The organism is Chitinophaga parva (genome assembly GCF_003071345.1).
In the GTDB taxonomy this organism is placed as follows: Bacteria; Bacteroidota; Bacteroidia; order Chitinophagales; family Chitinophagaceae; genus Chitinophaga; species Chitinophaga parva.
The window spans coordinates 755596-770677 of sequence record NZ_QCYK01000001.1 but is presented as its reverse complement, the minus strand read 5'-3'; the positions used below and the strand labels follow the sequence as shown (position 1 = coordinate 770677).

The following is a 15082-nucleotide window of genomic DNA, read 5'->3' as shown; positions in this document are numbered from 1 at the left end:
GTTAATACAGAAAAATATATACCACCAAAGCCTTATAGGCTTTCAACAAAATGCTTCAGTTTTGTTTTGTCCCGCATGGCCGTCCTGAACTCTTCGGCCAGGCCAATCTTCCGGGCTACATTTTTGCGGATTTTAGCATCGATGCCAGCTCTAGTTCGGGTGTCGATGATCTCCATAGGTCTGAGCTGCCCCAGCCTGTCAACTCGCCAGATGCACTGCTCCCGGTGAATCATGATAAAAGAGCTGGACCAGAACAGCAGGCGGGAACTTGCCTCCAGGCCATTGTGGCCCACCCCGCCGCTGCCCATAGTAGACAGGAAAAACTGCCGCTCCTGCCTTCTGAACAGGTCCATTTCTTCTGCCCGGGTCGCCCTGTTGCGGCCTGTAAAGACTGCACATTTGCTGGGGCCCAGGTACCTGGAGAGTAGCTCAATCTCATGCAAGTACTTACAGAAAAAGATCGTCTGGCCATCTTCATAGTCCGTCTGCTCCAGGAGGTCAAACTTATTGGTCCCCAGCTCCTCAATCTCGCCGGTAAGCGAATTCTTATAAAACCCGCAAGCGATTTGGTGCATCCGGGTCAGGTACCCAAAAATCTGATGGACCGGTACCATATCCTCAGAGGCAATCAGCCGAATAAGAGACTCTTTCTGCTCCTGGTACAAATCATACTGCCGGTCCGTCAGGTCACATTCCAACTCAATGAACTCCTTAGATGGTAGCTCCAGGCAATCTTCTTTCTTAAGCTGAAAGGTGTAAGGCTCCAGTAACCCGACCAAATAATCCAGGTTCTTGTAGCCGATGACCTCATCGCCGCCCGCCCCACCCATGATCATAAACTTTCGCTCAAACCGGTGATAGTTATGGCACTCCGTGATAAGCTCCGAAAGCATGGCATACTGCATATAAAAGTCCTTCGTATGCTCAATGGGTGTTCCGGTCATCACCACCTTAAAGCTGGTCTTATTGGCACAATAGAAGATGTACCTTGACCGCTTCGAGATCGGGCTTTTCACCATGAAGCTCTCATCAATTATTAGCTGGGTCTCGCTATCCACATAGTGATAGGCTTCCATGGCCGTGACAGAGCTGCTACTCATGCTTTCGGTACCAACGACCTTCCATTCTAGTCCCGGGTGCTTGCACCAGGTCCTGATCTGCTGCCAAAAATTACCAGTGTTGCTCACCGGGCAAAACACCAGGACCTTCTTTATCTGGCCAACCAAAAACCGGCTGACACATAGATCGATGACGGGCTTTGACTTGCCGATACCACCATCTGCGAAGAAGGCCGATACCTTCATAGAACACATGAACCGGAGCGCCTCGGCCTGGTGCAGCATGCTGCCCTCATGCACAGGCGGCACATCGTCGCGCAGCCGCACATGCAAGGGGACCTTGCGGCGCTCCAGTTCACAGTCGTTTATGATCTCAAAGAACTGCTTCTCTATCTCTCTTTTGTACCTTTCAGCTGTGTACCTGGCATATCCCTGGTCTTTCTTTTTGGCCGCGACATTTACAAAAACGGTCAGCCGGTCATTGACCACCTCAAACCACGCCTTCGTATAATATTTCCTATTGCGTACCCCGTAGTTAATATAGAGCCGGCTGATCCGGTGACCCTTACTATTATACAGGTCCGTCTCTTCCAAGGTGGCATTGAACAACCGCTTCTGCAGTTCCTCCAGAACCATAGGCTAGGCAACGAGCGGTTTTATTTCCCTTCTTATCAGTAGCTCCCTGTTCAATTTGTTGAGATTGAACGTGCATTTCTCAATTTCTACCTGTATGATTTCCGGGGTTCGGTCGGCGCCCTCCCTTTCTACGACGCACTGGCCCGCTGCAATGGCCTGTTGCACTTCCGGCATTGCGGTGGCCGCAAATGGGAACCGCTCTATTTCCATAGTCATGTCAATCACATCGGTTCTCCAGTGTCGCATGGATCCTCCGACTCTATACCTGCCGAAGATGACGTTGATGCCTTCACCAAGTTGTGATCTTTTCCCATGCCCATAAGACTGGGCGATCAGCCGGTTGAAAAGGTACACGGGCCCTTGCTCAACTTCGGCAGAAAAATTCCGGACATAGAGGGTACATTCCTCGTAAGCCCTTTCGCCCGTCACCCGCCAGAGTTTCATTAAAATAGCTCTGACCTCATCCAAGTAAATATCATCGAAGTACCAGGCTGCCGGCTCCCTAAATGTGCCATGCAGCTCATGTGCTCTTTCCAGAAATTCCGGGTGTTTAAACGATACCACCTTTATTTTTCGTCCTAACATTTTTAAATTGATTGCATTCTCCATAATTACAATAAGGTTTAAGTGAGACAGGGAATAATATAAGACGGGTCTGGCAAGGCAGCTGGACGCAGGGCAGCAGGACCGGCTGCGCCCAGCACGGCCCTTAGTTAAGCGGCTTTTTTGCCGCCTGTTATCATGTTAATACCCGCTTTAGTCTGCATCTTCGATATCACCGCTGTTGGTTTACCCTTCGCAGCAAAAGGATATACCTCTGGCAAGCTGTAAAAGATGGTGCTGTACCGCCATTCAAGGGAATTAGAGAACCTGGCCATGAGCCGGAAAGCCTGCGGCATGTTCAGGGCCCTGAAAAATCCTTTGATGTTATCCACTTCCTCTATCATCTCTTTGTATTGCCTTTTGGTCAGGTCCACCCGTCCTTGGTGAATAATATAATCCTTGAAGCGAATCCTGGAAGTAGAGAGTTGAACGACCACATCCTTCCAGTTCTGAACCCAATCTTTAAATGCCGGCTCGCAGGAGCGCAGGATGGCCGCAAAGAATGTCCGGTCAACATCCAGCTGACGCTTAAATGTCCCTTTCTTTATGACGGCCTCGATGCCCAGGGAGAAAAGGTACCTTGCGGTACGAAAGGAGTGGGAATCGTAAAGGTGAAGCCCACGGTAATATCGTTCGAGCAAGAAAACAGGCACAGTCTTTACTCCAATTGTTACATCACTGCAGTATGTGTTTTCCCAATCCATTCTTATCTGTAAACCAAACATGGCATATGATTTTTTTTTTGCGTGCGCTACTGACACACAAAACAGTTAAAAAATAGAAAGACAAAATCCAACCTTTCATAAGGAGTAAAAGTTTTAAGAAGAAGAGTCGTAGTTTCTCATGTTGCTAATAGTTTAACAGGTTAAAGTTTATGATACCGTTACTGGTCCAGCTCCAGGGATGCGGTCCGTGGTTCATGGTTGATTTTGGTAACCGTGACGTATCCTGATTGCTGGTCCGTAACTTCAAAGCCGGCTTGGCATAGCCCTTCTTTTAAGGCGGTGTCCTCGTTAAAGACCCGTATGTTTGTAACATCAATATCCACCATCTGGTCAAGGCAAAGGAGGAATAGCTCTATGAGTCCTGCAGACGGAGGCCCGCTACAGCTGGTGTTATTTGCAAATTCAGCCTTCCGGCCCCTGACATACACCTCATACTCCAGCCGTTCTACCGCCAAGGACTTGACGTCCTCCCCCGTCCAGGTGTCCCTCACCATTCCAGAACTGGCAACCGTCAGTACGTAGCAATCCGAATACTCCGCTTGTGGGGAAATATCCCAGTTGACACTTCCGTAAAGACTGGCCTCCATGCCCATCTGATAACAGAAGAATCGCTTTTTCTTTGCAGTAAATACCTGGATTGAACGTATGCCGGCCAGCTTTAGATATTTCTCATTGAAGGCCCTGATATCGAGCATCTCTAGCAATTTCAAATATGACCTCGGGTAGCTTTTTCTCAATTGCGCTATCGAAATTTTTTGCATAAACGGGTGGTTATATTTACAAGAAACGGATCCCTGCCGAAAGGGAAGCTGGGCGATAGCTCCAGACTAGCCCCCTGACAACCATTAAAGGATCAGCATCCAAGCGGCGCCGTGACGCCGGAAGCCTCTAGCATCCGACTGCCCCATGGGCAGGAGGTGGACGCAGGTGAGACCGGCGGGCCTGGCTAGTTGCCAGGACTGATAAAACAAAGCGAGTGGCGTTTTTTGTCGTAATCATTTGCATTCGTATTACGGGGTTAAACAGGTGCCCGCAGCGACTGACCCGGGCGACCGGCCGTTCTGCGATCTGCAGGACAAGCAAGGCGGTCCCAGGCCGTTTGCTACAGCAATTACCGGAAACATTAAAATCAAATGGGCTGGCTACATTTTCCAATGCGGGCAGCGTGAAAGGACCACATTATAGGTGGTGGCTCCTGTAACTCATCGCTACCGATAGAAAATGTCTCTTGCCAAAACGTGTGTATTCTCTCCTGTGTACTACTCTTCTGGTGTTGCCACTTTTAGAAGGCTTCCCCGCCACGGCTAACTGCCGGACGACGGAAAGCCACCGGTTCATTCATAGGTTTATAAAGTACCCGCTAATGGCGCCCACACTTCCAGTGCCCGGATCAGATAGCGTTCCGGAAAAATTGCCGGTCAGATTCCGGTTGGGCCCGTAGCTGATCTGCAGCTGGAAGTACCCAGCCCCCAAAAAACCTATCTGGTTGTTGTGATTATCATAGACGGCCACCGTGCCACTGGTACCATCAAGGTTGTAAGTACATGCTCTTAAGGAATCAGTCATTACCTCCATCCGGATACTGCCGGCACCGTTTGCCCCGGTGATCACAAAAGAGCGGATCCCGCTGTCAGAGACCTGGCCGATCCGAACGCTTACTTGGCCGGCTGTAAAGGACCACGATAAATCGCCATAAGAAAAGCCCAAGTTGGGCCAGGAGGCCGAGATGGCCTGCTCCATATACATTTTTTTGAGGTCGATGCTGGGAGTGCAGCCGCAGAGCGAAAGTAGAATTAACAGGCATACTAATCTGGTCATTGTTTTGGGTTAACAAAAAAGAATAAGGTTACCATCAGCCATGAAGCTGTCATGGACGAACAGGGTAGTTACAGGACATGGATGGGTGTTTTTAACGAGCCAGATAGTTTTCAAGTTGGGTAACAGTACCTGCGAATGTAGCTAAACAAGAGGGTCGCGCCCTCTGGTAGTTCTAATCTTCATGCACGGCTTGCTCGTGCGTAAATGCCACTGGCAAGAGTTTCTCTTTAGTCGATGGAACAAATCTCTTCTCAAATTTTAAGGTCCGGAGGTCAGTCTCCGTGGTAAAGCCCATCGATTCAAAAACCGGCTGTATTTTGCCGATATCGATCATGGAGCCCAGCACCACCCCATAAACGCCTTCTGCGCCATGATGGGCAGCATAGGTAATAGCCGAAACAATAAGCGCCCTTTCCAGAACACCTTCCCCGGCGTCTTGAGCCATACTGAGGCAGCTCAGCTTAAAAAATTTGTTGATGGTACGAAGGGTGGCCGTAGCCAACGGTGTCTTGCCCCTCGCGCTGGCGTAAATCCTGATCGTTGCATAACTAGACGCAAGATCATTTATAGCAACTATCACCTCGGTGTGCGCAAAAGTGGAAACGAAAAAATGAGCGCCCCATTCACCATGAATGATTGCAGTCAGGTGCTGGGAGTGGCCGACCTTTGCGGCAAGCATTGCGTCTGCTCTTTTCATCCACTCTTTCAACGCAGCGTTCTCCCGCTCGAGGCCCGCGGCGTACTGAGACTGCATATCACACTCCAGGCACTTGCGCGAGTAATTCGTTCTTGAATACAGCAGGAAATTGCGGAGGAAACGGACGGCAGCAATGAATTTGCCTTTCCAACCAGGAGAAGAAGGATAGGCGGGTACTGCATTCGTGGCAGCGGGAAGTAAAGGTTCGGTTCGGTTCATGGTGCGTCAATTCATTGTGATCAGAGGACGATCACCGCACCGAAGAAAAGACTAAAGACTCGGCAACAAGACCAGACGAGTGCCTGGCGCTTGGCTGAATTAAAGATAGGGTTTCCTTCTATTCACTGCTAAATTTAATGAAACTTTTTTTTCAGGTGTTAGTACTTGCTTGATATACAATTAACTAAGGGGGAAGTAAAAAACCGAAAAAAGTCGGTATGGGAGCCCATACCGACTTTTTCTAAGGGCGGTACTTGCTGGTTAAGGCTAACCGTTTGACTTTTTGCCAGCCCTCCCAGTGGGTCGCGTCGGACTCCAGTACGATCTTGAAGATTCCGTCCTTGATCGTCACCTCCTGGCCATACCAAAGGTCGCGCAACCCCATCTGGTCTAGGAGCATCTCCACGGCAATGCATGCCGAAACAAGACTCGTGGCCACGGCGAAGACCTCCGCGCCAGGCTGGAGGTCTTCGAACCAGTAGAGAGCAACACGGTGAGAAATCAGGTCGATCTTTTTTTCCATGAAACCCTTTTTAATATTATTAATATTAATAGACGCCACGGGGGACAATTTGGTCTAAATGGCCAGCTTTTCAAATCCTGCCAGGGCTGTGGCATCGATCATTTCCCGCAGGCCCATCTTAATATAAACACCGCCTACGTCCTTCATCTTTTGACCTGCGGCTTTTTTGAGCGCCGGGTACTGCAGACCAACCCTGGAAAGCAGTGTCATACCGGTATGGCGGGCGATCTTTGCAGTTACCTCCCGGGTAACGCCAGCCATCTCTGCCAGTACCTTTATATTGCGGTTGTAGGTTTGAGACTCCACAAAGGCATCCCTGCGGAACCAAAACGTGGATTTCTTATCAGCGTCCTCGAACTCCTTCATGATGCCTTCGGCATCCGGGTAGCTCCAAAGTGGGATGAGCCGGGGTACCTCATTTTTGCTGCGCCTTCCGGTGACATACATTCCAAACTCGTGATCATAATGGACATCATCGCGCCGCATGTAGAAAAGGTCGTTATAATACCAACAGCCATATATCTGCAAGAGGAAAAGTTTCTTATCCCTGACCTGGGAAGGCTGGAGTGCAAATTCAGGTAGCTTCTTAAAGTTGCGCACATCGATCACATCCCAATGCAACCCTTCCTCCCGGTCTGGGACATCCACAAATACCTTTCTGGTGATTTGGTCGACGACATCCTTCTCAATGAGTTTATCCTCGTTGGCCGCATGCTGTAGTATGACGATGAACTTATCAAAGAGAGACTTCACAGATGCCGGAGCCATGGTCTTGGTTTTTATACCAGGTTGGGCGGCCAGGTAATTGCGGATCCGTGCAGCCATCTCCACGTCGATCTCCTCGAAGCGCAGCTTAGGATTGAATTTATTTAAGTGCTGGAGAAAACTTGCGTACTTCTCCCAGGTACTCTCTTCCAGCTGGACCAGCTCCGGAGGGTTATCAATATAATTTTTAAAATAGTCATTGACCACAATCCGCGTTCCTTTAAAGTTCAGCTCCTTTTCGATGTGGTAGTGGGCAAGTTTGCGGTTAGCATCCACCATCCGTTTATGGACGGCAGTGATTTTGTCGATCGTGTTCTGGATGACCTTATTGCTTTGGAACGCATAAGGGCTGGTAGGCTTTACCCAGGCTGGACCTACGCCACCCCATTCTGCAATGGAGGGTTTTTGTGGCAGTTTTACGGGGTAGTATTTCTCCCCGGGCCCATCGATATAGACATAAATATGGACGGGATAGCGCCCGTTTGCATTGAGGACATTTCGCCAGTTATGTACGGCTTTGATGGAGACTCCCATGGTACTTTAATTTTTATTTTCCGTGCCGTGGAAGCCATCACTAAGGTGGGGTGGTTTTTGATACGGGCCAAAAAAGTAGCAGGAAAAGTGTAAGAAAAACCGTAAGAAAAACCGTAAGAAACGACACGGAAAATAGCGGAAATAAGCGGAGTCAGAGCGAGGTGTGAAAAGGGTCTAAAACGACGAAACCCGCGCCAGGCGCGGGTTTCAGATTCCGTTGAAAGCTATGAGCTAACGTTTGAGCTCCCCCTGTTGGACTTGAACCAGCGACCCTCTGATTAACAGTCAGATGCTCTAACCAACTGAGCTAAGGAGGAGTGTCCCGTTGAATTGGGATTGCAAAAATAGGAAAAAATCCATTCCTGCAAAATCTTTGCACACTTTTTTCAAAAACTTTTTCCCCCGCTACAACACCCGCACCAGCAAACGCTCTCCCAGCACAGCTTTCCGCGTATCGAAATTCATAAACGGCCCGTCCAGTTTGGTCACATAAAAGTGCGCAAAGCTGCGTAACGTATCCACTTTATGCCCAAAAGAAGCCAGCGTATCCACCTGCTGCGGCGCCAGAAATAACACCGCCCCCGCCGGCACCGCATCATATCCCGCATACCGCACCAACGGCGCCTTTAAATAATACTCAAACGAATAAGACGTTCTCCGGACACACCCCACCGGCTGCCCCGCCAACTGCGCATTTGCATACCGCGCCGCCGTACTGCCACTCTGGTACTGCATAATATCCGGGTACAACACCCCATTCATAAAGATATTCACCGCAAAACTCGCCAGCATCGTCCGGAAAAAGATCAACGCCCGCACATCCGCCGTTAACAGCCTGCGCAGCGCAAAATACCCCACCAGGATCACCGCCCCCACCAGGGCCCAGCCAAAAGAAAACGGAGGCCGGTACAGCACACAAATGCCCACCAGGGCCACCGCCACTATCCCTATGATCACATATTGCGTAACCCGGTAAAACTTCAGGGTGCCCAGCGTAAGCACATACTGCGCCGTTAAAATGGCAAAGAAGGGAAAAATGATATTCAGGTAGTGCGGCAGCTGGAAACGCGACAAAGAAAACATCAGGAACGTGGCCAACGCACCACATACATTGAAGTACTCCACCTGCCCGCGGAAACGCTGGAAATACACTACCAGCGCAGCATACAGCAGCACAGACCACGGCAGAAAGGCCCATAACAGCGTATGCAAAAAGAACGTCGGGTCCCCATTGCCTTTAATCGGTCCCGTATTCATGAACCGCCCAAACTGGCTGTCCCAGAAAAAGAATCGCAGCCCCGACACGCCATGCTGGCCAAACACCTGCTTTTCAGGGTGCATATCAAACTGTGTGTACAACGCGTACAACTCCGGTGTAATGAACACCCCCACCAGCAGGAAGGCAATCACCCACCGGAGGCTGAACACCTGTTTAAAATTCCGCGTAAACAACAAATGGCCGCCAATGGCCGCCCCAACCGGCACCAGTGCAAAGGGCCCCTTGGTCATCACCGCGCACGCGGCAAACAACGCGCCCAGCAGCAAATGCCAGCTGAACACCCGCAACGAAAGGCTCCGGTAAAAATGATATACACTCCCTATGATCAGCCCCATGAGATAAGGCTCCGCACGCACATCGTTGTTCGACAAGAGCAGGTGCTGCGCCGTAAGCAACACGCACACGCTCCAGCGGGCCACCTTTTCATTGTACAGCCCCTTCGCAAAAAAATAGGTGTAAACCACCCCCATGCCCCAGTACAGCAACGCGGGCAGTTTATACGCCACCGTGGTAAAACCCAACACCCGGTAACTCAGCGCCATCATCCAGAAAGGGAAGTGGGGCTTGTCCAGCCACTCCATGCCATCGGCCCACAGGTCCATGTAATTGTGCGCCTGCACCATATGCTTGGCAATGCCGGCATACAGCGCCCCGTCTGGCTCCATGATGGTCACGTTGATGCCGGAAAGGTTTACCACGATGCCCACCGCTATCATGATCTGGCTGATCTGTTTTTCTGTAAAGGCTGGCTTTTGCTGTGTCATGGGTCTCATTTATGCGAAGTACAAAAATTAAACGCCGGCCGCAATAATCCGGACCGGCGTTCATGCCTTAACAATAAAATAATATGCTAAAACCAGCTGCTCTTTTCTATACCCACATACAATCCATCCACCCGCTGCTCCACGGGATAGGTTTTCAGGTGATACCCCTCCCCGCTGGTATTGCGCCCGTTGCGCAGGTCAAAGCGGTACCGGTGCAGGGGGCATACCACCTCCGTTTGCTGGATAAAGCCATCCGCCATAATGCCGCTGGCGTGCGGGCATTTATAGGCAAAGGCAAACCACGTATCGTCTACTACGGTAAGGCATATACGTTTTCCGCCGGCGTCCTGCACGGTGATCTGCCCGGGCGCCACCACAGGATCATCCAGCTTATGCCAGGTATATGTTTTGCCCATTAAAAAAACGCTGTTTTGTAAGGATATTTCTTTGAATACAACGCTATCACCTTATCCAGGATGGTCTTGCGCAGCTCTTCCACATTGCGTTTCTCCGTGGCGGCTATGAACACGCAATTGCCATGGGTACGGGTTTCCCAGCTGGTTTTCAGCTGGCGCAGGATGTCTTCTTTCACATCATCGGCCAGCCACTCATCAAAGGTGTTTTGCTCATAAAGGTCCATCTTATTGAACACCATGATCGTGGGCTTGTCAAAGGCCTTCAGCTCCTGCAATGTGCGGTTTACCACTTCTACCTGGTCTTCATACTGCGGGTGGGAAATATCCACCACATGCAGCAGGATGTCGCTTTCGCGCACCTCGTCCAGGGTAGACTTAAAACTTTCTACCAGGTGGTGGGGCAGCTTGCGGATAAATCCTACGGTATCGCTGAGCAGGAAAGGCGTTTGGTCAAATACTACTTTACGGGTGGTGGTGTCCAGCGTGGCGAAGAGTTTGTTTTCTGCAAACACTTCGCTCTTACTGAGCAGGTTCATGGTGGTGCTCTTGCCCACGTTCGTATACCCTACCAGGGCCACGCGGATAAATTCACCCCGCTCTTTGCGCTGGGTAAGGGATTGCTTGTCTATCTCCTCCAGGCGCTTGCGCAGCAGCGAGATCTTATCCTTTACAATACGGCGGTCCGTTTCAATTTCTGTTTCTCCCGGACCCCTGCTGCCTATGCCGCCTCCCTGGCGTTCCAGGTGGCTCCACATACCACGCAGGCGGGGCAGGATGTACTGGTATTGCGCCAGCTCCACCTGCACCCGGGCCTGGGCCGTGCGCGCCCGGCGGGCAAAGATGTCCAGGATCAGATCACTGCGGTCTATCACCTTCACCTTTACCACCTTCTCAATATTGGAGATCTGGGAGCCGGTCAGCTCGTCATCAAAGATCACGAGGTTGATATTGCGGCCCAGTACATACGTTCTTATTTCTTCCAGCTTGCCCTTGCCCACAAAAGTGGCCCTGTCCGGGTGCGCCAGGCGCTGGGTGAAGCGTTTTACAGCAATGGCACCTGCGGTTTCCGCCAGGAAAGCCAGCTCATCCAGGTACTCCTGCAGCTGGCGTTCGTTCTGGTCTTTGGTGATCACACCCACCAGAATGGCCCGCTCTTCCTGCTGTACGACTTGTTGTTTTTCGATCAATGTGTTTTCAGTTTATACTGCAAATTTAATCAATTGCCCGCATTGGCCGGGTAAAGCCCGTAATTGATTAATTTACGCCGGTCAACAAAATCACTTACCATCAATATCACGGATATGCGCAAGCATTGGCTCATGGCCACCATATTACTAACCAACACCGCAATGGCTCAACAGAAAATGACGCCCGAGCTGCTCTGGCAGTTGGGACGGGTAAACGGGGAAGCCCTCAGCGCAGACGGCAAGTCTGTCCTCTACAGCGTAACCCGCTATGACAAAGACCAGAACAAAGGCAGTAAACACCTGTTCAGCATTCCCCTGGCCGGTGGCCCTGCCACTCAGCTACTGCCAGACGCCGGCAACGGTGACATTGCCGTACACCCGGACAAAACCGGCTTCAGCCGTGGCGGTCAATACTGGGAAATGAGCCCGGACGGCAGCAACGCGGTCCAGAAAACCAGCACGGAAGAGGGCATGGACAACATCCGCCTCTCCCCGGACGGCCAGTACATCCTCTTCTCCCGCGAAGTGCCCGTGAAAAAAATGAACGGTAAAGACATTTACCCCGACCTGCCCAAAACCACCGCCCAGATCTACGATAACCTGGACTACCGCCACTGGGACACCTGGGAAGACGGGAAATTCCAGCACGTATTTTACGCCCCTTATAACAACGGGCAGGTAGGCACCCCCGTGGACCTGCTGGAAGGCCAGCCCTTCGATTGCCCGCAAATGCCCTATGGTGGCGCGGAAGACCTCATCTGGGCTCCCGACGGTAAAAGCATTGTATATGTAACCAAAAAACGCTTCGGCAAGGAATACGCCACCAGCACCAACACCGGCATTTACGAATACAACCTGGCCGATAAATCCACTAAAGACCTGGCAGAAGGCCTCAACGGCTACGACGTGGCCCCCGCTTTCAGCCCCGACGGTAAATACATTGCCTGGCTAAGCATGGCCCACGATGGGTATGAGTCCGACAAGAACGACATCGTTGTACTGGACCGCGCCACCGGCTCGCGCATCAATCTTACCAAAGACTGGGATGGTACGGTAGGCGGTATCCAATGGAGCAAGGACAGCAAAAAGATCTACTTCGTGGCGCCCATCAAAGGCACGGAGCAACTCTTTGAAATAGCCGCCCAGAAACCGGGTACACCACACCAGGTTACAGACGGCAACTTTGACGTGGCGGGCATCCTGGGCCAGGCGGGCAATACGCTGGTAGTGTCCCGCACGGACTTTAACCACGCCGCAGAACTGTATACCGTAGACCTGAAAAATGGCCAGTTAAAACAGTTGACCACCGTCAATGACGACATCAATAAAACACTGGGCCAATGCAAGTCTGTAAAGCGTTGGATCACCACTACAGACAATAAGCAGATGCTGGCCTGGGTAGTGTACCCGCCGGATTTTGATTCCACTAAAAAATATCCTACTCTGCTGTATTGCCAGGGCGGCCCGCAGTCTGCCCTCACGCAGTTCTATTCTTTCCGCTGGAACTTCCAGCTCATCGCATCCCAGGGCTACATCGTGGTAGCGCCTAACCGCCGCGGCATGCCGGGGCATGGGGTAGAATGGAATGCCGCCATTTCCAAAGACTGGGGCGGACAGCCCATCCGTGATTACCTGAGTGCCATTGATGATGTGGCAAAAGAAAGCTATGTGGACAAAGCCCGCCTGGGCGCTGTGGGCGCCAGTTACGGCGGGTACTCCGTGTACATGCTGGCCGGCGTGCATAACAACCGCTTTAAAACGTTCATTGCACATGATGGCCTCTTTGATCTCCGCAGCTGGTATGGCACCACGGAAGAACTGTGGTTTGCCAACTGGGACATTGGTGCCTACTGGGACCATGCCAATGCGGAAAGCATTAAAAAGTTCAATCCCAGCGAATACGTGAACAACTGGAACACCCCCATCCTGGTGGTCCAGGGTGGCATTGATTTCCGCGTACCCATTGAACAGGGCTTGCAGGCGTTCCAGGCCGCACAGCTGAAGGGCATCAAGAGCAAACTGCTCTACTTCCCGGATGAGAATCACTGGGTGCTGCACAACCAGAATGCGCTGGTATGGCAGCGCGAGTTCTTCTCCTGGCTGAAGGAAACGCTGTAATCCCTTTACTGGCCTGTAACCGGAAACAAAAGAGCCGCCCACGCACTGCGCCGGGCGGCTCTTTTGTTTCCGGCACGGCCGGGAAGCTCACGGAACAAGCGGCCACTTATTTTCGTTACCTTAGGAAACCGTTACAACCTTCTAAACTCCACGTTATGTACACATCCCTGCTCTGGCAAGTCCAGCATGGCGTAGGCACCATTACGCTGAACCGCCCCGAAGTTTACAACGCCTTTAATGATACCCTTAGTTATGAACTGCAGGACGCCCTGAAGCAGGCCGCCAAAGACACTAAAGTAAGAGCCGTGGTGCTTACTGGCGCCGGCAAGGCCTTTTGCAGCGGGCAAGACCTGAAAGCCGCCAGTGAAGCGGGGACCCGCAGCCTGGGAGATTCCCTGCACAAGCGCTACAACCCCATTATCAAAGCCATCCGCGACATGCCCAAGCCGGTGATCTGCCAGCTGAATGGCGTAGCTGCGGGCGCCGGCTGCTCCCTGGCCCTGGCCTGTGACCTGATCATTGCCAGTGAATCTGCCACGCTGATAGAGATCTTCATCAATATAGCCCTGGTGCTGGATTCCGGCTCCTCTTACTTTCTGCCCCGTACCATCGGCTACCACCGTGCCTTTGAACTGGCCACCAAGGCCACTAAGCTCTCCGCCACGGATGCCAAAGCCCTGGGCCTCATCAATAAAGTAGTTCCCCCGGAAGCCCTGACGGACGTAGTGGCCGCGGAAGCAAAATTCTATGCGAACGCACCTACAAAAGCCATTGCCCTCCTGAAAAAAATGCTGACCAAAGGCATGACCGAAAACCTGGAGGCCGTGCTGGAATACGAAGCCTATTGCCAGGAAATTGCCGGTCATTCCAGGGATAATGCAGAAGGGATCACGGCATTCCTGGAAAAGAGGAACCCCGTGTTTACGGGTGAGTGATGCAGGCGCAAAAAAAAATCCAACCGCCGTCGCGATTGGATTTTTTTATTTGAATTGCTTCCTGGCTTACAGGCCACTCACATAGATCCCTATTGAATAGCAGGTAGGATCCAGCTGTGAAGTATTCTTAAAGATCGGGTTCAGGTTGTAGCTGCCAAACAGGCCGATAGGACCGAGGCCTACACGGGCAGTGGCCGCAAAGCGGAAATTGTTGAAATAACGGCGGGAGATCTCTTTTTCCACCACGCGGGAGTTATTCACTGACAAAACTTCCTTGGTGTGGGCATTCAGCAGGTAGCCTGCTTTAATACCAATAGCGGCTTTGAAACCCTTGTTGGCATTGTCTGAATTGGCGCGGTAGCGCAGTTCCACGGGAATATCGAAGTAAGTGGTAGCCACTTTAAAACGGCCTTTATTGTCGGTGCTGGACAGGCTGGGCACCGTGCTCACGTTGCCGTCAGAGTTGTCCAGGCGGTAACCTTTCAGGAAAATGCCACTGGTACCAAAACCAACACCCGGCGCTATAGACAGGTGGGGCTGCAGCTTTACATCGTACATGAAATAGGTGTTGAAACCACGGTTAAAGCCCGTTTTTACACCGGAGGGCAGACCGCTCCACGCGTCATAGGAAAGCTCCACTAACAGGAAATCACTGGATTTTTGCAGCGCCTTTTTCGCGACCCCAGAGCCACCGCCGTCCTGCGCCATTGCGGAAAAGAAACCACCGATCAGCGCAAGTGTAAATACTATTCTTCTCATAAATATGAATCTTCGATGCAAGAAAATTAGGCAAATTTAATGGAAT

14 protein-coding genes and 1 tRNA gene are annotated in these 15082 nt (G+C 51.4%); 2 read left to right on the top strand and 13 right to left on the bottom strand.

The features are described 5' to 3' along the window. Positions 1-32: 32 nt before the first annotated feature. From DCC81_RS03395 to hflX, 12 genes are all read right to left on the bottom strand, one after another. Complete coding sequence (locus DCC81_RS03395) at positions 33-1694, bottom strand: SNF2-related protein (RefSeq protein ID WP_108685179.1); 1662 nt, start codon at positions 1692-1694, stop codon at positions 33-35. 3 nt (positions 1695-1697) lie between these two features. Continuing rightward, positions 1698-2303, bottom strand: a complete 606-nt coding sequence (locus DCC81_RS03390) for a hypothetical protein (RefSeq protein ID WP_108685178.1) — start codon at positions 2301-2303, stop codon at positions 1698-1700. A 104-nt stretch (positions 2304-2407) separates the two neighbouring features. After that, positions 2408-3022, bottom strand: coding sequence for a hypothetical protein (locus DCC81_RS03385; RefSeq protein ID WP_133177523.1), 615 nt, complete (start codon positions 3020-3022; stop codon positions 2408-2410). 158 nt (positions 3023-3180) lie between these two features. After that, positions 3181-3783 carry a hypothetical protein gene (locus DCC81_RS03380; RefSeq protein WP_108685176.1) on the bottom strand — a complete coding sequence of 201 codons (603 nt, stop codon included), beginning with the start codon at positions 3781-3783 and terminating at the stop codon, positions 3181-3183. Between the two features lie 577 nt (positions 3784-4360). Then, positions 4361-4840 carry a hypothetical protein gene (locus DCC81_RS03375; protein WP_133177522.1) on the bottom strand — a complete coding sequence of 160 codons (480 nt, stop codon included), beginning with the start codon at positions 4838-4840 and terminating at the stop codon, positions 4361-4363. A gap of 172 nt (positions 4841-5012) precedes the next feature. After that, complete coding sequence (locus DCC81_RS03370; RefSeq protein ID WP_133177521.1) at positions 5013-5756, bottom strand: hypothetical protein; 744 nt, start codon at positions 5754-5756, stop codon at positions 5013-5015. Between the two features lie 241 nt (positions 5757-5997). Beyond that, positions 5998-6279, bottom strand: a complete 282-nt coding sequence (locus DCC81_RS03365; protein WP_133177520.1) for a hypothetical protein — start codon at positions 6277-6279, stop codon at positions 5998-6000. A gap of 54 nt (positions 6280-6333) precedes the next feature. Continuing rightward, positions 6334-7578, bottom strand: coding sequence for a phage integrase SAM-like domain-containing protein (locus tag DCC81_RS03360; RefSeq protein ID WP_108685172.1), 1245 nt, complete (start codon positions 7576-7578; stop codon positions 6334-6336). A gap of 243 nt (positions 7579-7821) precedes the next feature. Beyond that, a tRNA-Asn gene (locus tag DCC81_RS03355) sits at positions 7822-7895 on the bottom strand. An 88-nt stretch (positions 7896-7983) separates the two neighbouring features. Continuing rightward, positions 7984-9621, bottom strand: coding sequence for an ArnT family glycosyltransferase (locus tag DCC81_RS03350; protein WP_240612877.1), 1638 nt, complete (start codon positions 9619-9621; stop codon positions 7984-7986). Between the two features lie 86 nt (positions 9622-9707). Then, positions 9708-10037, bottom strand: coding sequence for a Rieske (2Fe-2S) protein (locus DCC81_RS03345; RefSeq protein WP_108685171.1), 330 nt, complete (start codon positions 10035-10037; stop codon positions 9708-9710). Further along, on the bottom strand, positions 10037-11224 hold the full coding sequence (gene hflX, locus DCC81_RS03340) for a GTPase HflX (RefSeq protein WP_108685170.1): 1188 nt from the start codon (positions 11222-11224) through the stop codon (positions 10037-10039). Before hflX ends, DCC81_RS03345 begins: the two co-directional genes overlap by 1 nt. 114 nt (positions 11225-11338) lie before the next feature. Here hflX and DCC81_RS03335 point away from each other — a divergent pair, with 114 nt between their 5' ends. Together DCC81_RS03335 and DCC81_RS03330 are read left to right on the top strand one after the other, a co-directional pair. Further along, positions 11339-13342 (top strand): S9 family peptidase, encoded by a 2004-nt coding sequence (locus tag DCC81_RS03335; protein ID WP_108685169.1) that lies wholly within the window; start codon positions 11339-11341, stop codon positions 13340-13342. Between the two features lie 155 nt (positions 13343-13497). After that, complete coding sequence (locus tag DCC81_RS03330) at positions 13498-14277, top strand: enoyl-CoA hydratase-related protein (protein WP_108685168.1); 780 nt, start codon at positions 13498-13500, stop codon at positions 14275-14277. 66 nt (positions 14278-14343) lie between these two features. Here DCC81_RS03330 and DCC81_RS03325 read toward each other — a convergent pair whose 3' ends face one another. Next, positions 14344-15036, bottom strand: coding sequence for a porin family protein (locus tag DCC81_RS03325; RefSeq protein ID WP_108685167.1), 693 nt, complete (start codon positions 15034-15036; stop codon positions 14344-14346). Between the last annotated feature and the right edge of the window lie 46 nt (positions 15037-15082).